At 71.4% G+C, this 16,853-nt stretch carries 14 protein-coding genes; 7 read left to right on the top strand and 7 right to left on the bottom strand.

Annotated elements, in window-relative coordinates:
* Positions 1–387: 387 nt before the first annotated feature.
* Entirely contained in the window at positions 388–1,044 is a 657-nt protein-coding gene (locus KB893_RS13130) for a DUF4097 family beta strand repeat-containing protein (RefSeq protein WP_213173787.1), read from the bottom strand.
* A 105-nt stretch (positions 1,045–1,149) separates the two neighbouring features.
* On the bottom strand, positions 1,150–1,908 hold the full coding sequence (locus tag KB893_RS13125; RefSeq protein WP_211928260.1) for a phosphoglyceromutase: 759 nt from the start codon (positions 1,906–1,908) through the stop codon (positions 1,150–1,152).
* 209 nt (positions 1,909–2,117) lie between these two features.
* Between KB893_RS13125 and KB893_RS13120 the strand changes: the two genes are divergently transcribed.
* The gene (locus KB893_RS13120) at positions 2,118–3,269 is read left to right on the top strand and encodes a murein hydrolase activator EnvC family protein (RefSeq protein WP_213173786.1); all 1,152 of its coding nucleotides are present in this window, start codon (positions 2,118–2,120) and stop codon (positions 3,267–3,269) included.
* Between the two features lie 81 nt (positions 3,270–3,350).
* Positions 3,351–4,703: a S41 family peptidase gene (locus tag KB893_RS13115; protein ID WP_213173785.1), complete on the top strand. Its 1,353-nt coding sequence runs from the start codon at positions 3,351–3,353 to the stop codon at positions 4,701–4,703.
* Positions 4,704–4,709: 6 nt separating this feature from the next.
* Here the strand turns inward: KB893_RS13115 and KB893_RS13110 are convergent, their stop codons facing one another.
* The 4 genes from KB893_RS13110 to KB893_RS13095 form a co-directional block, all read right to left on the bottom strand.
* On the bottom strand, positions 4,710–5,039 hold the full coding sequence (locus KB893_RS13110) for a DUF1820 family protein (RefSeq protein WP_213173784.1): 330 nt from the start codon (positions 5,037–5,039) through the stop codon (positions 4,710–4,712).
* A 34-nt stretch (positions 5,040–5,073) separates the two neighbouring features.
* On the bottom strand, positions 5,074–5,763 hold the full coding sequence (locus KB893_RS13105) for a rhomboid family intramembrane serine protease (RefSeq protein ID WP_213173783.1): 690 nt from the start codon (positions 5,761–5,763) through the stop codon (positions 5,074–5,076).
* Positions 5,764–5,842: 79 nt separating this feature from the next.
* The gene (locus KB893_RS13100) at positions 5,843–6,607 is read right to left on the bottom strand and encodes a general secretion pathway protein GspB (RefSeq protein WP_213173782.1); all 765 of its coding nucleotides are present in this window, start codon (positions 6,605–6,607) and stop codon (positions 5,843–5,845) included.
* 37 nt (positions 6,608–6,644) lie between these two features.
* On the bottom strand, positions 6,645–8,294 hold the full coding sequence (locus KB893_RS13095) for an ExeA family protein (RefSeq protein WP_211927273.1): 1,650 nt from the start codon (positions 8,292–8,294) through the stop codon (positions 6,645–6,647).
* Between the two features lie 203 nt (positions 8,295–8,497).
* On the opposite strand from KB893_RS13095, the gene KB893_RS13090 reads away from it, so the two are divergent.
* The gene (locus KB893_RS13090) at positions 8,498–9,844 is read left to right on the top strand and encodes an OmpP1/FadL family transporter (protein ID WP_211927274.1); all 1,347 of its coding nucleotides are present in this window, start codon (positions 8,498–8,500) and stop codon (positions 9,842–9,844) included.
* Positions 9,845–10,140: 296 nt separating this feature from the next.
* Here the strand turns inward: KB893_RS13090 and putA are convergent, their stop codons facing one another.
* Complete coding sequence (gene putA, locus KB893_RS13085) at positions 10,141–13,326, bottom strand: bifunctional proline dehydrogenase/L-glutamate gamma-semialdehyde dehydrogenase PutA (RefSeq protein ID WP_377731423.1); 3,186 nt, start codon at positions 13,324–13,326, stop codon at positions 10,141–10,143.
* Between the two features lie 175 nt (positions 13,327–13,501).
* Between putA and KB893_RS13080 the strand changes: the two genes are divergently transcribed.
* From KB893_RS13080 to KB893_RS18585, 4 genes are all read left to right on the top strand, one after another.
* A complete protein-coding gene (locus KB893_RS13080; protein ID WP_213173780.1) occupies positions 13,502–14,029 on the top strand; it encodes a DUF2244 domain-containing protein in 528 nt (175 codons plus the stop codon).
* Between the two features lie 14 nt (positions 14,030–14,043).
* Positions 14,044–14,907: a cytochrome c oxidase subunit II gene (coxB, locus tag KB893_RS13075; protein WP_213173779.1), complete on the top strand. Its 864-nt coding sequence runs from the start codon at positions 14,044–14,046 to the stop codon at positions 14,905–14,907.
* 72 nt (positions 14,908–14,979) lie between these two features.
* On the top strand, positions 14,980–16,614 hold the full coding sequence (gene ctaD, locus KB893_RS13070; RefSeq protein WP_213173778.1) for a cytochrome c oxidase subunit I: 1,635 nt from the start codon (positions 14,980–14,982) through the stop codon (positions 16,612–16,614).
* A 46-nt stretch (positions 16,615–16,660) separates the two neighbouring features.
* Positions 16,661–16,789 (top strand): hypothetical protein, encoded by a 129-nt coding sequence (locus KB893_RS18585; protein ID WP_263858590.1) that lies wholly within the window; start codon positions 16,661–16,663, stop codon positions 16,787–16,789.
* Positions 16,790–16,853 lie beyond the last annotated feature (64 nt).

Genomic DNA, 16,853 nt, shown 5'->3' with positions numbered 1-16,853 from the left:
GCGGCACCGCTACAACCACACCCGCCCGCATCGCGCCCTCGGCGGCCTTCCGCCGGTTCGCTTCGCGATGGCACACTCACCCACTGCCTCTAGTTCTGGCTGACTCGAAAGAACGAGGACGCTTCACCGCCGGTTCGCTTCGCGATGGCACACTCACCCACTGCCTCTAGTTCTGGCTGACTCGAAAGAACGAGGACGCTTCAGACGCTTCAGCGCCCCCTGCCGCGCTCAGGCGAATGAAACCATTTCCATCGAGGCGGCCGGTGGGCAGTGCTTGTCGCAGCCCGGCCTACCGCATGTGCCGCCGGGGCGGGCGCGATGGCGGCCGGATGGGGTTTGCTGTACACGGTCGAGGAGCGGCAGCCGCTGCCGACGCCCCGGAAACGCTCAGGGCGAATCGCCGGAGAACGTCCGAGCCTGCGCGCCCTCGATCGGGCCGATCGTGGCGCGGTCGCTGACGAACAGCTGCACTTCGCGTTCGAACCGGAGCGTGCCGCGCACCTCCGCACCGGGCCCGATGACGATGCGCGGCGGCTTGCCCTGCCTGCCGAAGCCGAACAGGCTCATTCCGGGCTTCTCGACCAGCAGGTCGCCGGCGACCACGGTACCGTCGCCGAGCGTGATGTCGCCGGACACGGTGCGGACGCTGCCGCCGACCTCGACGCCGCGCAGGGTGATGGCGCCGTTGACCGTCCCCAGGTCCTCCTCGACCCGGGTTCCGGCGCCGGCGCTGAGGGCGCCGTTGACGGTCATGGCTTCCCCGCTCACTCGGACGCGCTCGCCGATGCGCAGGGCGCCGTTGACGGTGGTCAGCGACTCGGCCTCGGCGCCGTCATCGACGGTGACGCTGCCGTTCACGGTGCTGGTCTCGCCCACGCGCGCATCCGACTCGATGCGTACGCTGCCGTTGACGGTGGAGACCTCGCCGTACTCCTGTCCGGAGCGGGCGGTGACGCTCCCGTTGATCTTGCTGAGATCCTCCTGCGCGAAGGCGGGTGCGCCGAGGGCGGCGGCGAGGGCGAGGCCGAGGGCGATGCGGTGCATGGCGGTGCTCCGGGTGATGCGGCGCTGGCCGCGGACGCTCACCATCGCGCCACGGCCGGAGTCCTGCCTGTGCCGAAAGCCAGCATGACCGATGTGCCCGTCGCTCTAGCGGCCCTGGTTGCGGACCGCCGCGGCGCCCGCCTCGGCGGCCTCCGGATCGAGATAGGCGCCCTTGCCGGTCGCGCGCAGCCCGCCATCCCCGGGCTGGAAGTCGTAGCGCAGCGGAATGCCGGTGGGGATGTTGAGGCCGACGATGTCGTCGTCGGAGATGCCCTCGAGGTACTTCACCAGTGCGCGCAGCGAATTGCCGTGCGCGGTGACCAGCACGGTCCGGCCGGCGGCGAGCGCGGGCTCGATCGTCTCGTGGTAGTAGGGCATGAAGCGCGCCACCACGTCCGCGAGGCATTCGGCCAGGGGGCCGCCGTCGATGTCGGCGTAGCGCGGGTCGTTGGCCTGGCTCCAGGTATCGTCGCGGGCGATCGCGGGCGGCGGGGTGTCGTAGCCGCGACGCCACTGCATGAACTGCTCCTCGCCGAACTCCTGCTTGATCTGCTCCTTGTTCTTGCCCTGCAGCGCGCCGTAGTGGCGCTCGTTGAGGCGCCAGTGGCGATGCACCGGGATCCACAGCCGGTCGGCGCGGTCGAGCGCCAGGTCGGCGGTGACGATCGCGCGGCGCAGCAGCGAGGTGTACAGCACGTCCGGCAGCAGGCCGTGTTCGAGCAGCAGCTCGCCGGCGCGTTCCGCTTCGGCCCGCCCCTTCGCGGTCAGCGCGACGTCGACCCAGCCGGTGAAGAGGTTCTGGGCGTTCCACTCGCTTTCGCCGTGACGGAGCAGGACGAGGGTGCCGGGGCGCGTGGCGGACATGCGGTGATCCTGTGTCGGTGCGGACGGGCCGGCGTCGCGGGCGCGGCGGCCGGATCGGGCCGGGAAGTCTAGCGCAGCCGCCGCCGTCCGCAGGCGCGGCCGCGGCGGTGCCACGCTCCGGATCCGATGCGCGCCCTTAGAATCGGCGGCATGCCGCGAACCGCCTCCTGCCGCTCCGACGCCTCGCCCTCGTGTCCCTGTCTCCGGTGATGCCACGCCTGCTCGTCGGGTTCCTGACCGCGGCGCTGGCGGGCATCGTCGCGGCCGCGCCGCCGCCCACGCCCGAGGAGGCCGAGGCCCAGCGTCGGCTGGAGTCGGTGCGCGCGCAGATCGCCGAACTCGCCGCCCAGCGCACGCAGCTCGACGATGCGCGCGGTGCGGCGACCCGGGCGGTGCGCGAGGCGGACGCCGCCGTGGCCGAAGCGGTTCGCACCGCGGCCGCGACCGAGGCGGAGATCGCGGCGCAGGAGACGAGCATCCAGGCCCTGGACGAGCGCCGCGGCGCGATGGAGGCGAGCCTCGCCGACCAGCGTGCGCAGCTCGCCGCGTTGCTGCGCTCGGCCTATGCGCTCGGCCGTCACGAGCAGCTCAAGCTCCTGCTGGCGCAGGACCGCGTCGCCGATCTCGCCCGCGTCCTGGCCTATCACCGCTACCTGCAGGCGGACAGGACGCAGCGCATCGACGGCCTGATCGACGAACTGCGTGCCCTGGCGGAAGTGGTTGCCGAGGCCGAGGCGGCACGCGCGGCACTGGCCGCCGCACGCGAGCGCCAGCAGGCGGAGCTCGACGCGCTCGAGGACCAGCGTGCCGAACGTGCGCGTGCCGTGGCGGCGCTCGACCGCGAGTTCGCCGACACCCGCTCCCGCCTCGATGCGCTGGGCCGCGACGAGGAGGCAATCGTCGCGTTGCTGGAGAAGCTGCGCGACGTGCTGGCCGACGTGCCCGAGCAGGTCGACGACACCCGCGCCTTCCGCTCGCGTCGAGGCGAACTGCGCTGGCCGCTCGACGCGCCGGTGCGGGTCGGCTACGGGGGACGCCTGCCGGATGGCCGCGAGAGTCAGGGGCTGCTGCTGGCGGCCGGCGCGGGGACCGAGGTGCGTGCGGTCGCGCCGGGACGGGTCGCCTTCGCCGACTGGCTCAAGGGCTATGGGCTGATCGTGATCCTCGACCACGGCGACGGATGGATGAGCCTCTATGCCAACAACGACGGCCTGCTGCGCGAGAGCGGCGACTGGGTCCGCGCCGGCGCGGTCCTCTCCACGGTCGGAAGCTCGGGCGGCCAGGCCGCACCGGCGCTCTACCTCGAGCTGCGGCACGACGGCAAGCCGGTCGACCCGAGGCCGTGGTTCGCGCCACGCTGATCCCGCTGCGCACGGCCTTGCTGTGCCCTCCACTTGCCGCTGGCCCATAATCGCGGCTCTTGTCCCCGGTGCCCCGTGCCCATGCGCCTGTTCGTCGCGACGCTGTCCCTGCTGCTGCCCTGCGCGGCCGCCCTGGCGCAGGAAGCGCCGCCGTCCACTGTGGAGGAGCCCGAGGACGTCGCGCTGGAGGCGCAGGATGCGCTTCCCGAGTCGCAGGTCCCGATCGCCGAGATCCAGCGCTACGTCGCGGTGTTCCGCGCGGTCAAGCAGGCCTACGTCGACCCGGTGAGCGACCAGGAGCTCATGCAGGGTGCCATCCGCGGCCTGCTCCAGGACCTCGATCCGCACAGCGCCTACCTCGACGAGGACGAGTCCGAGGCGCTGGACGAGGCCGCCGCCGGTGCCTACGACGGCATCGGCGTGGAACTCGTGCAGCAGCCGGACCGGACCCTGCGCGTGATCGCGCCGTTCGACGGCACGCCTGCGGCGCGCGCCGGGATCAAGCCCGGCGACGTGATCACCGCGATCGACGGCAGGCCGGTGGCTGCCGACAGCACCGAGGGCGCCAGCACCGAGCTGCGCGGGCCGCCGGGCAGCACCATCACCCTCACCGTCCTGCGCGAGGGCGAACCGGAGGCGCTCGACATCCGGGTCAAGCGCGAGACGATCCGCATCGTCAGCGTGCGCGGGCGCAGCCTCGAACCCGGCTTCGGCTACGTGCGCATCAGCGCCTTCCAGACCGACACCGGCCGCGAGCTGGCCCGGCACATCTACGGCCTCAGCGCCGAGGCGGGCGGCAAGCTCAGGGGCCTGGTCATCGACCTGCGCAGCAATCCGGGCGGCCTGCTCAACGCTGCGGTCGAGGCGGCGGATTCCTTCCTCGACGAAGGCGTGATCGTGTCCACCCGCGGGCGCCTGCCGATCGCCGACAGCGAATTCCACGCCACCGCAGGCGACCTCATCGAGGGCGCACCCATCGTGGTGCTGATCGACGCCGGCAGCGCCAGCGCCTCGGAGGTGCTCGCCGGCGCGCTGCGCGACCAGAAGCGCGCGACGATCATGGGCAGCCGCAGCTTCGGCAAGGGTTCGGTGCAGACCGTCCTGCCGCTGGACAACGGCGACTCGATCAAGCTGACCACCGCGCGCTACTACACCCCGAGCGGGCGCTCGATCCAAGCCGCGGGCATCGCGCCCGACATCGCCCTGCATGCGCCGGAGGGCGACCGTGCCGCCACCGGCGGCCTGCGCGAGTCGGACCTGCCGAACCACCTGGCCGGCGACGACGAGGTGCGCGACGGGACCTACGCCCAGGGCGAGATCCTCGCCGGCGACAGCTACATCGATCGCGCCCTTGCCGAACTCAAGCGGCTGGCCGGCGTGGCGCCGGCGCAGGCGGCGGCGCCGGCCGGAGAGGCCACGCCGGACGCGCGTTGAGCGGGCTCAGCGCGGCGGCTGGCGCGGCGGCATCGGGAACGGCGTGACCACCTTCTCGCCCGTGGCCGCATCGCGGATCGCGAGCTGGCCGCGCCGCTCCACTTCCTCCACGCGCACCACGCTCTGCATCGGCAGGTGCAGGACCCGGGTGCCCGCGAACTCGTCGCGCAGGCGTTCCTCGGTCGGGTCGACCACCACGCCCTCGCGGGTGTCGAACACCAGCTCCGCGACCTCGGTGAAACCCCACAACGCGCTCCCCGCGACCCGGCGGGCGTAGAGCTCGTAGATCTTGCCGGCGTTGAGGAAGGTGATCTTGTAGAGCGGCTTCTGCGACATGCGCGGGATTATAGAGGGGCGGCGTCCGGCCGCCTCAGCGCCCGCGCAGGCGCCGCGCGATCGCCGGCCGGCTCAGCAGCGCGAAGACCACGCCGAACACGAAGCCCGCCGAATGCGCCCACCAGGCAACGGCGCCGAACGCCGGGCCGACGAAGGTGAAGATCACCTGCAGCAGCGCCCAGATGCCGATCAGGAGCGAGGCCGGCGCGCGCACGAACTCCATGAACAGCCCCAGCGGCACCACGATGCCCAGGCGCGCGCGCGGAAACAGCGCGAGATAGGCGCCGATCACCGCCGACACCGCGCCGCTCGATCCCACGATCACCCGGTTCGGCGCGTCCATCAGCAGTGCCGCGGTGAGGTTGGCGAAGGCGCCGCCGAGCAGGAACAGGGCCAGGAAGCGCCAGGCCCCCATCGCCCGCTCCGACGACAGCCCGAAGATCAGCAGGAACAGCAGGTTGCCGAGCAGGTGGGTCCAGTCGGCGTGCATGAACGGCGCGGTGAACAGGCCGCTGAGGCGACCATCGGCCAGCGCCCGCAGCCAGGCTTCGGAGCCCGACGGCAGGGCGCCGGAAACCGCCCCCCAGCGCAGCAGCGCCGCCCGCCGCGCCAGCAGGTCGGGCTGCGTGCTCAGCCACACGAACGCCGCCGACTGCAGCGCGACCAGCAGGGCCGTCGCCCAGCGCACCTGGGTGCGGTGTCGCGATGGAACGCCGATGAACATGGCGGGCGTCGTCTCCCTTGGGCAGGCGGCACGGCGGTCGCGGGCCGCGCAGTCTACGGGAAGGTCGCGCGCTGCCGGCTCAGGGCCGCGGCAGCAGGAACCGGCGCCCCTGGTACTCCAGCACGCTGCCGTCGCGGCGGATCTCCACCAGCCGCAGCACGGGCGTGATCGCGTCGCCCTCGTCCGTGCGCCGGCCATCGATCACCGCGAAGCGGCCCGCCGGATCGTCGGCGTAGACGTGCATGCTCACCTGCAGCGGCGGCAGCGCCGCCCGCGTGGCCGCGGGAAGGCTCTGCAGCGAAGGCATGTCCTCTGCGCCGGAATCGCCGGGATCGGCGGGTGCGGCAGGCGGCACGACGACGGCGGCTTCGGCATGCGTGCCCGCGATCGCCACAGGGCGCTCTTCGCGCCCGGCAGTGGGCTCGATCCGGGGCGGCAGCTCGGCCCGGGGAAGCGCCGCGGACGCCTCGGGCACGGGGCGTCCGGCGGGTTGCCGTGCGGGCGTCGCCACGGGGGCCGGGGACGGTGCGCGCGCCTGCGTCGCGTTGGTGGTCGCCGGCGGCATGGGGATGGCGGGTGGCGGTGGACCGTCGGATCGCGGCGCGGTCGCCGCAGCCTCGAAGCCCGTGCCGGCCGCGGGCGGCGGCACGGGCGGCGCCGGATCGCGCGCGACGAGCAGCGCAGCCAGCGCGGCCGCGGCCACTGCCACGAGCACCCACGGCAGCCAGGCGCGGCGCCGATCCCGGTCGCGGCCTGCGGTCGGCATCGGGGAATGCAGGTCGGGCGCTGCCCCGAGCCGACGCTCGCGCTCGGACTTGCGCAGGGCTTCGAGGATCAGCGACATCGGCCGCGCCCCTCGATCCGGCCGGCGCGTGGCGCGTTCACTGCAGGTCGCGCCGCAGCTGTGGCCCGATCCCATCGTCGGCGGTGAGCGCCAGCAGGGTCTCGGGTCCGACCACGCCGTCGGCGCGCAGGCCGACCGCCTCCTGCAGGCGACGCACCGCTGCCGCGGTCGCGGCGCCGTAGTGCCCCGGCCCGGTGCGTCCGCCGAGCCCCGCGCCGAGCGCGTCGAGCCGGTCGTGCAGCCAGTCGGCTGCCGGGCCGCGGTCGCCGCGCGACAGCGGCAGCTCGACGAAGGCTGGTGCGCGCCAGACGGTCAGGTAGCTGCCGGTCCACAGCCGCTCGAACTGGACACGATCCACCACCAGTGTCTCGCCGGCCAGCGCCAGCCGCGCATGGCGGGCATCTGCGGCCAGGAGCAGGCCCCAGCCTTCGCCGTCCGGGCCGGACAGCTGCACGAGGGCCGGGCGCCCGAGCGCCGACAGCACGCTCAGGGTGGTGCGCGAGCGCAGGCAGAACAGGCCGGGCGCGAGCTGCGGCGGGCAGTCCGTGGCGCTGCCGACATCGGCCTCGTCGGCGCGCACCATCCACAGCGCCAGCAGCGGCCGCAGCGCCGCCTGCAGCGAGGCGCGGCCGCTGCCGATGCGTTCGAGGAAGGCCTCGGCCCCGACCACCTCCGGCGCCGGTCCGGGCGCGGCGGGCGTCGCCGCCGACACCTCGTCCGCGGCGGGAGCGCCGGCCTGCGCGTCGTCGTGTGCGGCACGCCAGCGCGGCAGCGACCACAGCACCAGCAGCAGCGCCGCCAGGAGCACCGCCGCCACCCAACCGAAGTGCCGGGAACGCAGCCGCAGCCGTCCGAGCAGGGCGCGCGCCCCGCGGGCGGCCACGGTCTCGGCCGCGGCGCGGTCCATCAGGCCTTCGCCGATCTGTGCCTGCTCGCGCGCATAACCGGCCAGCAGCGCGCGCTCGGCGATGACGTTGATCAGCCGCGGCACGCCGCCGGAGTGCGCGTGCAGCCGGCGCAGGGCGAGCTTGGTGAACGGGAATCGCTGGGCGCCCGCCACCGCCAGCCGGTGGCGGACGTAGGCCTCGCTCTCCGCCGCGTCCAGCGGCATCAGGTGATAGCGCGCGGTGATGCGCTGGTTGAGCTGGCGCAGGTCGGGCGCGGCGAGCAGTTCGCGCAGTTCCGGCTGGCCGAGCAGAAGGATCTGCAGCAGCTTCTGCGTCGGCGTCTCCAGGTTGGTCAGCAGCCGGACCTGCTCGAGCGCCTCGCGCGAGAGCTCCTGCGCCTCGTCGATGATGAGCACCACCCGCAGCCCCTGCGCGTAGGCGTCGAGCAGGTAGCGGTTGAGCGTGTCCACCAGGCCCTTCAGGCTGCCGCGCACCGGCTCGACCTCGAGCCTCAACTCCTCGCAGACCGTCTCCAGGAGTTCCACCGGCGACAGCTTCGGATTGAGCACGAGGGCCACCCGCGTGTTCTCCGGCAGCTGCTCGAGCAGCAGCCGGCACAGGGTGGTCTTGCCGGTGCCGACCTCGCCGGTGAGCTGAACGAAGCCGCCGCCGCCGCCCTGACCGATGCCGTAGAGCAGGTGCGCGAGCGCGTCCCGGTGCCGCTCCGACAGGTAGACGAAGCGGGGATCCGGGGTGATCGAGAAAGGCGCCTCGCGCAGTCCGTAGAACTCGAGATACATGCAAAGGAGTCGGTGGCGGACGGACGACTCTAGACGCCGCCCGGGTGCGGCGACGTTAGAGAGTTGTTAAGTGTGTTCAGCAACAACGGCCATGCTTTCGGGTATGGTGCCCGGCGCGCGGCGCGGGAGGGATTCACCAGCACGCCCGTGCGACGCCGGAGCGTCCTCCGGCGTCCCTACAAGATTTCGGAGAGAACCAGAACATGCATACCCGGAACCTCTCGCTGCGCAGCAGCGTGCTCGCGCTCGCCGTGGTCGCCGCATGCGGCACTGCGCCCGCGTTCGCCGGCGGCTTCCAGATCAAGGAAAACAGCGCCGTCGCACTCGGTCGCGCGTTCGCCGGCTCCGCCTCGGCGCCGGGCGATGCGGCCATCATCTCCAACAACCCGGCCGGCATGCGCCTGCTGGGCGACGGCTATGTGGTGCAGGCGGACGTGACCGCGCTGAACCTGCAGGCCGAGTACCAGAACGACTTCAACCGCGACGCGCTGGGCCGTCCGCTCTCCGGCGGCGACGGCGGCGACGGCGGCGACCTGAACTGGATCCCGGCCGCCTACTTCGCGATGCCGCTCGGCGAGCAGGCCCACCTGGGCGCCTACCTCGACGCGCCGTTCGGCCTCAAGACCGAGTACGACAGCGACTGGGTCGGTCGCTACAGCGCGGTCAAGTCCGAGCTGAAGACGATCGACGCCGGCCTGTCGTTCTCCTACGACGTCAATCCCTACGTCTCCTTCGGCGGCAGCGTGTTCTACCAGTACGCCGATGCGGAGCTGACCAACGCCGTCGACTTCGGCGCGATCATCGCCAACACCGGCCTGCTGCCCCCGGGCACCTTCCTGCCGCAGTCGGCCGACGGCTATGCCAAGGTCGAGGGCGACGACCACGACTGGGGCTTCAAGCTCGGCGCCCTGTTCACCGTGGTCGAGGGCACCAACATCGGCCTGACCTACCGCTCCAAGGTCGAGCACAACCTCGAGGGCGACGCGACCTTCGACGTGCCGGCCAACGTCGCGCCGCTGCTCGGCGCGCTGCCGGGCAACCTGTTCAGCAACACCGGCGGCAGCGCCGCGATCGACACGCCCGCCGTGGCCACGCTGAGCGTCACCAGCAGGCTCAACGACCAGTGGACGATCATGGGCGACGTCTCGCGCACCGCGTGGAGCTCGTTCGAGAGCCTGGTGGTGGACTTCGAGAACCCGGCCCAGCCGAACTCGACCGAGACCTTCGAGTGGCGCGACACCTGGTTCGGCTCGATCGGCACCGAGTACCAGGTCAACGAGCAGTTGATCCTGCGCGGCGGTATCGCCTACGACCAGACCCCGACCAACCTCGAGCACCGCAGCCCGCGCGTGCCCGACGCGGACCGTCGCTGGCTGTCGCTCGGCGCCACCTGGATGGCCTCGGCCAGCACCGCGTTCAACGTGGGCTATACCCACCTGTTCACCAGCGAGCCCGAGATCGCCACCACCTCGTCGACCGGCGCGTTCATCAACGGCCACTACGACACCGGCGTGGACATCCTTGCCGCCTCGGTGACGTACCGCTTCTGATCGCGGTCGCCGCGGCACGAAGAAAGGCGCCTCCGGGCGCCTTTTTTCTTGGTGGAGCGGAGAGGGCGAGGCGGTCGGGGTGAAGCGGTCGGGTGAAGCGGGAACCGGGAACCGGGAACTGGAAGCCGCACCAGCCTGCCGGCGCAGAGCCGGCTCCGGGGCGGAGCGCAGGGCGCCGGGCCATGCGACGCTCCGATTCCCGATTCCCGATTCCCGATTCCCGATTCCCGATTCCTGAATCGCGAATCCCGAATCCCGAATCCCCAATCCCGATCTACCCGCCCCGCCGCATTCCCTCACTCCAGCGTCAGCAGCGAGGCGTTGCCGCCGGCCGCGGTGGTGTTCACCGTGAGCGTGCGCTCGGTGACGAAACGCAGCAGGTAGTGCGGTCCGCCGGCCTTGGGGCCGGTGCCGGAGAGGGCCTCGCCGCCGAACGGCTGCACGCCGACGACGGCGCCGATCTGGTTGCGGTTGACGTAGCAGTTGCCGACCCGTGCGCGCGCGGCGATCGCCTCCACCGTCTCGTCGATGCGCGAGTGGATGCCGAGGGTCAGGCCGTAGCCGGTGGCGTTGACCTGGTCGACGACCTCCTCGAGCCTGTCGCCGTCGAAGCGGATGACGTGCAGCACCGGGCCGAAGACCTCGCGCTCGAGCTGGCCGAGGTGCTTGAGTTCGTAGGCGCGCGGCGCGAAGAAGCTGCCGTGGGCGGTGGCCTCGCCGAGCTCGACGCGGCGGATCAGGGTGGCCTCGCGGTCCATGCGCGCGGCGTGGTCCTCGAGCATCTTCAGCGCGTCGGCGTCGATGACCGGACCGACGTCGGTGGACAGCAGCCCCGGGTCGCCGACCGCCAGCTCGTCCATGGCGCCGGCGAGCATGCCGATGACCTTGTCGGCGATGTCCTTCTGCACGAACAGCACCCGCGCCGCCGAGCAGCGCTGGCCGGCCGAGCCGAAGGCGCCGTTGATCGCGTCCTTGACCAGCTGCTCGGGCAGTGCCGACGAGTCGGCGATGAGCGCGTTCTGGCCGCCGGTCTCGGCGATCAGCACGCCGATGGCGGCATCGCGCGCGGCCAGCGCCCGGTTGATGGCGCGGGCGGTCTCGGTCGAGCCGGTGAAGGCGACGCCGGCCACGCGCGGATCCGAGGTGAGCGCCGCCCCGACGGTCGCGCCGTCGCCCGGCACGAACTGCAGCACGTCGGCGGGCACGCCGGCCTCGTGCAGCAGCTTCACCGCCGCATGGCCGACCAGCGTCGTCTGCTCGGCCGGCTTGGCGATGACGGTATTGCCGGACACCAGTGCCGCCACCACCTGGCCGACGAAGATCGCGAGCGGGAAGTTCCACGGGCTGATGCACACGAACACGCCGCGGCCGTGGAGCTGCAGCTGGTTGCTCTCGCCGGTGGGCCCGGGCAGCGGCTGGGTGATGAACTGGCGTCGCGCCTGCAGCGCGTAGTAGCGCAGGAAATCCACCGCCTCGCGCACCTCGGCGACGCCGTCGATCAGGGTCTTGCCGGCCTCGCGCGTGCACATCGCCATGAATTCCGGCATGCGCGCCTCGAGCAGGTCGGCCGCGTGCTCGAGGATGCTGGCGCGGCCGGCCGCGGGCAGGGCATCCCAGCTTGGCTGGGCGGCGACGGCGTTGGCCAGCGCGCGCTGCACGGTGGCGGTATCCGCCGCCTGCCACTGGCCGACCTCGATGCGGCGGTCGGCGGGCGAGGTGACCGCGACGGTCGGGCCGGTGCTGCTGGCGCCGGGCACGAGCGGACCGGCGGCCCACGGCTTCACCGCGGCGTTGATCTTCCCGGCGAGCGCGGCGAGGTCGATGTCGTTGGCGAGATTGACGCCCATGGAGTTGGTCCTGTCTTCGCCCTGGCTGGCGTACAGCGCGGAGGGCAGCGGAATGCGAGGGTGTGGTTTGACGTCGTAGGCGGCGACCGTGGCCACCGGGTCGGCGACCAGTTCGGCGGCGCTGATCTCCTCGTCGGTGATGCGGTTGACGAAGCTCGAGTTCGCGCCGTTCTCCAGCAGGCGGCGCACGAGGTAGGGCAGCAGGTCCTCGTGCGAGCCCACGGGGGCGTAGACGCGGCAGGGCACGCCGAGGCGCTCCGCCGGGACGACTTCGGCGTACAGGTCGCCGCCCATGCCGTGCAGCTTCTGGAACTCGAACGGGCGGCCCTGCGCGAGGTGGTGGATCGTGGTGATCGTCTGCGCGTTGTGGGTGGCGAACATCGGGTACAGCGCCTCGCCGGCGGCGAACATGCGGCGCGCGCAGGCGAGGTAGGACACGTCGGTGTTGGCCTTGCGGGTGAACACCGGGTATCCAGCCAGTCCGTCGACCTGGGCGCGCTTGATCTCCGAATCCCAGTAGGCGCCCTTGACCAGGCGCATCGGCATCGTGCGGCCGAGGCCGCGGGCGACGTCGGCGAGGTAATCGATCACGAACGGCGCGCGCTTCTGGTAGGCCTGCACCGCCAGGCCGTAGCCGTTCCAGCCGGCGAGCGAGGCGTCGGCGAAGGCGTCGACGATCACGTCGAGGCTGAGCTCGAGCCGGTCGGCCTCCTCGGCATCGACGGTGAAGCCGATGCCGCGCGCCTTCGCCAGCTGCGCCAGCTCCAGCACCCGCGGCGTCAGTTCGGCGCGCACGCGCGCGCGCTTGGCGTGCTCGTAGCGCGGATGCAACGCGGACAGCTTGACCGAGATGCTCGGCGCGGCGATGACGTCCGCGTAGGGGCCGCCGGCACCGATCGCCTCGATCGCCTTCCGGTAGGCATCGAGGTAGCGCGCCGCGTCCCGGGCGGTGAAGGCGGCCTCGCCGAGCATGTCGAAGGAGTAGCGGTAGCCGGCGTTGGCGCCGCGCCGCGAGCGCGCGAGCGCCTCGCGGATGGTCCTGCCCATGACGAACTGGTGGCCCATGATGCGCATCGCCTGGCGTACCGCGAGACGGATCACCGGCTCGCCCGCGCGCCCGACCAGCCTGCGCAGGGCGCCGCCGAAGTCGCGCCGGGTCTCCTCGGCCAGGTCGATGAAGCGACCGGTCAGCAGCAGGCCCCAGGTCGAAGCGTTGACCAGCACCGACTCGCTGGCGCCGAGGTGGCGCTCCCAGTCGGCCTCGCCCAGCTTGTCGCGGATCAGGCGGTCGGCGGTGGCCTGGTCGGGCACGCGCAGCAGCGCCTCGGCCACGCACATCAGCAGCACGCCCTCCTCGGAGCCGAGGTCGTACTGGCGCATGAAGGCCTCGATCGCGCCCTGGTCGTCGGCGCGCTTGCGCACCCGGTCGACCAGGTCCTCCGCGGCACGTTGCACCGCCTCCTGCTCCGTGCCAGGCAGACGCGCGGCGTCGAGCAGCGTGGCGAGATGCTCGGCCTCGTCGACCAGCCACCCTTCGGTGATGCGCCGGCGCAGGGGTGACGGTTCGGGGGGCAGCTCAGGGGACAGGATGGCGTTCAAGGTCGACCGTCGGATGGGGCGCGGAAGCGCCGAAATCCGCGGATTGTAGGGCTTCGCAAAGCCCCGTGGTTGCGCACCTCGACGTGTTGCGACGCCGCGTGACGCGGGCTTCCGGCGAGGTGTAACGGCGGCCCTTTTGCTTGCCCGTGCCGGAACCGGGCGCGTATCATTCCGCGGCTTGACGTCGCAGCCTGCCGGATGGCTCTTGCGCATGCCTAGAGTCGCTACGCCTGATGCGAGCCCGACGCCGGGTGATGCGTGCCGTATGGTGTTGCGTCCCCGGCGTGCGCTGAGTTCGCGCCAGTTCGTGGCCGTGTTCGCCGCTCTGGCGGGCGGCGCGGGTCTGGTCGCGCTGTTCAGTTTCTTCCAGGGCAACGTCTACGCGCCGGTGTTCTGGCTGCTGGACGCGGCCATCGTCGGGGCGGCGCTGCGCTGGTGCTGGCGGCAGGGCGAGCGGCGCGAAGTGGTGGTGCTGGACGCGCGCGAGGTCACGATCACGCGCGCGGCCGGGGCCGGCAGCAGCGGGGAGGCGCTCTTCAGGGGGCATCCCTACTGGACGCGGGTGGTGGTCGAGGATGAGCGGGGCAGTCCGCGTATCCTCTTGGTGTCACGGGGTCGGCGAGTCGAGATCGGCGGCTTTCTCGGTCCAGCGGAGCGTCGTGCGCTCGCGGACCGGCTTAGGGATTTGCTAGCGACGGCCGCGGGTCGAGCCAGCGACGACGAGAGGTTGAATCGATGAAATCAGGGCGTTGCATGCGACTCGGAGCCTGGGCAACGGGAGTGGTCGCCGCCTTCTACAGCCTGAGCGCCGCCGCGCTGCCGCATCAGTGGCAGCTCAACATGCGCACCGGCGTGACCCAGTCCGCGGCCAACGCGCACAGCATCCACATGATCATGTTCACGATCTGCTGCGTGATCGGCGTGATCGTGTTCGGCGCGATGGCGGTGGCCATGGTCCGCTTCCGCCGCTCCAAGGGTGCGGTGGCCGCGACGTGGAGCCACAACACGCTGGCCGAGATCATCTGGACGGTGATCCCGATCCTGATCCTGATCGTGATGGCGGTGCCGGCCACCAGCCACCTGACCGCGCTCTACGACGCGCGCGATTCCGAGATGTCGGTGAAGGTCACCGGCTACCAGTGGATGTGGCGCTACGACTACATCGGCGAGGACGTCGGCTTCGTCGCGCGCCTCGAGCGCGAGAGCGACCGCACCCGCCAGCTCGACAGCGGCCTCGACCCGTTCGCGGTCAAGGACGGCGACCAGTCGACCTACCTGCTCGACACCGATCGCCGCCTGGTGCTGCCGACCGACACCAAGATCCGCTTCCTGATCACCGGCGACGACGTCATCCACGCCTGGTGGGTGCCCTCGCTGGGCTGGAAGCAGGACGCGATCCCGGGCATCGTCAACGAGGCTTGGACCGAGATCCGCGAGCCGGGCATCTACCGCGGCCAGTGCGCGGAGCTCTGCGGCAAGGACCACGCATTCATGCCGATCGTGGTCGAGGCGGTGAGCCCCGACGAGTACCGGGCCTGGCTGGAAGAACAGAAGGCGGCCCGCACGGCCGAACAGTCGGGCGCCGGTGCGCGCCCGGTCGCCGCGGCGGGCGGCTGAACAGCCCCGCGCATCCGCGCCGCCCCAGGCGGCGCGCCGTAACGAGCGAAGTCTCAAGCAGGACAACGAATCATGGCCATCGACCACGTCACCACCGCTGACCGGGCGCATGTCGAAACCCACGACCACCACGGCCACAAGCAGGGCTTCGTGGAGCGGTGGTTCTTCAGCACCAATCACAAGGACATCGGCACGCTGTACCTGCTGTTCGCGTTCGTGATGTTCGTGATCGGCGGTGCGATGTCCGGCGTGATCCGCGCCGAGCTGGCGACGCCGGGCCTGCAGTTCGTCGAGCCGCAGTTCTTCAACTCCATGACCACCGTGCATGCGCTGGTCATGATCTTCGGCGGCGTCATGCCGGCCTTCACCGGCCTGGCCAACTGGATGATCCCGCTGCAGGTCGGCGCGCCCGACATGGCGCTGCCGCGCATGAACAACATGTCGTTCTGGCTGCTGCCGGTCGGCTTCATCCTGCTGCTGCTGACCTTCTTCCTGCCGGGCGGCGCGCCGGCCGCGGGCTGGACGCTGTACCCGCCGCTGTCGCTGCAGCAGGGCGCCAACCTCGCCTTCGGCATCTTCGCCATCCACGTGCTCGGCATATCGTCGATCATGGGCGCGATCAACATCATCGCGACCGTGCTCAACATGCGCGCGCCGGGCATGGACCTGCTCAAGATGCCGCTGTTCGTGTGGACCTGGCTGATCACCGCGTTCCTGGTGATCGCGGTGATGCCGGTGCTCGCGGGCGCGGTGACGATGCTGCTGACCGACCGCTTCTTCGGCACCTCGTTCTTCAACGCCGCCGGCGGCGGCGACCCGGTGATGTACCAGCACATCTTCTGGTTCTTCGGCCATCCCGAGGTCTACATCCTGATCCTGCCGGCGTTCGGCGTGGTCTCCGAGATCATCCCGGCGTTCTCGCGCAAGCCGCTGTTCGGTTACCAGGCGATGGTCTACGCGACCGCCTCGATCGCCTTCCTGTCGTTCATCGTGTGGGCGCACCACATGTTCACCGTCGGCCTTCCGCTGGGCGGCGAGCTGTTCTTCATGTACGCGACCATGCTGATCGCGATCCCGACTGGCGTGAAGGTGTTCAACTGGGTCTCCACGATGTGGCGGGGCTCGATCAGCTTCGAGACGCCGATGCTCTTCGCGGTCGGCTTCGTGATCCTGTTCACCATCGGCGGCTTCTCGGGCCTGATGCTCGCGATCGTGCCGGCCGACTTCCAGTACCACGACACCTACTTCGTGGTGGCGCACTTCCACTACGTGCTGGTGACCGGCGCGGTGTTCTCGATCATCGCCGCGACCTACTACTGGTGGCCCAAGTGGACCGGCCGCCACTACAACGAGAAGCTCGGCCAGTTCCACTTCTGGTGGAGCGTGGTGTTCGTCAACATCCTGTTCTTCCCGCAGCACTTCCTCGGCCTGGCCGGCATGCCGCGCCGCATCCCGGACTACAACGTCGCCTTCGCCGACTGGAACATGGTCAGCTCGATCGGCGCCGCGGGCATGCTGCTGTCGCCGGTGATCATGGCCGCGCTCCTGCTGCACTCGCTCAAGTACGGGCGCCGTGCCGAGGCGCGGGCCTGGGACGGCGCGCGGGGCCTGGAGTGGACCGTGCCGAGTCCGGCGCCGCACCACACGTTCGAGAAGCCGCCGGTGATCCGCGACGGCGACCTCGCCCACGGCGACGTCACCCACTGATGAGGCATGGTCGCGGTGCCCGTCACCGCGGCCTCCGGCACGATCGATGGCCCCCGAACCGACCCGCTTCGACCCCGCATCCCGTCGCCGCAGCGTGCGGCTGACGGTGGCGGTGGTGGCGGCGATCGCGGCGCTGATCTATATCGTCTTCATCCTGCAGGGCCTGCTCGTATGAGCGCGCGCAGGCACCAGGCCTTCCGCGCAGCGGTCGCCTGAACCACCTCGACGCCTATCTGGAA

The sequence above is a fragment of the Coralloluteibacterium stylophorae genome (assembly GCF_018122625.2).
Taxonomy (GTDB): Bacteria; Pseudomonadota; Gammaproteobacteria; order Xanthomonadales; family Xanthomonadaceae; genus Coralloluteibacterium; species Coralloluteibacterium stylophorae.
This window is presented reverse-complemented; position numbering and strand designations above follow the sequence as displayed.

Bases quoted from the DNA above. Each gene is read 5' to 3' on its own strand.
- KB893_RS13080 (WP_213173780.1), top strand. From the start codon at position 13,502: ATGCCTAGAGTCGCTACGCCTGATGCGAGCCCGACGCCGGGTGATGCG.
- KB893_RS13125 (WP_211928260.1), bottom strand. From the start codon at position 1,908: ATGTCCGCCACGCGCCCCGGCACCCTCGTCCTGCTCCGTCACGGCGAA.
- KB893_RS13130 (WP_213173787.1), bottom strand. From the start codon at position 1,044: ATGCACCGCATCGCCCTCGGCCTCGCCCTCGCCGCCGCCCTCGGCGCA.
- KB893_RS13090 (WP_211927274.1), top strand. From the start codon at position 8,498: ATGCATACCCGGAACCTCTCGCTGCGCAGCAGCGTGCTCGCGCTCGCC.
- KB893_RS13120 (WP_213173786.1), top strand. From the start codon at position 2,118: ATGCCACGCCTGCTCGTCGGGTTCCTGACCGCGGCGCTGGCGGGCATC.
- ctaD (WP_213173778.1), top strand. From the start codon at position 14,980: ATGGCCATCGACCACGTCACCACCGCTGACCGGGCGCATGTCGAAACC.
- KB893_RS13100 (WP_213173782.1), bottom strand. From the start codon at position 6,607: ATGTCGCTGATCCTCGAAGCCCTGCGCAAGTCCGAGCGCGAGCGTCGG.
- KB893_RS13115 (WP_213173785.1), top strand. From the start codon at position 3,351: ATGCGCCTGTTCGTCGCGACGCTGTCCCTGCTGCTGCCCTGCGCGGCC.
- coxB (WP_213173779.1), top strand. From the start codon at position 14,044: ATGCGACTCGGAGCCTGGGCAACGGGAGTGGTCGCCGCCTTCTACAGC.
- KB893_RS13105 (WP_213173783.1), bottom strand. From the start codon at position 5,763: ATGTTCATCGGCGTTCCATCGCGACACCGCACCCAGGTGCGCTGGGCG.
- KB893_RS13110 (WP_213173784.1), bottom strand. From the start codon at position 5,039: ATGTCGCAGAAGCCGCTCTACAAGATCACCTTCCTCAACGCCGGCAAG.
- KB893_RS13095 (WP_211927273.1), bottom strand. From the start codon at position 8,294: ATGTATCTCGAGTTCTACGGACTGCGCGAGGCGCCTTTCTCGATCACC.
- KB893_RS18585 (WP_263858590.1), top strand. From the start codon at position 16,661: ATGGCCCCCGAACCGACCCGCTTCGACCCCGCATCCCGTCGCCGCAGC.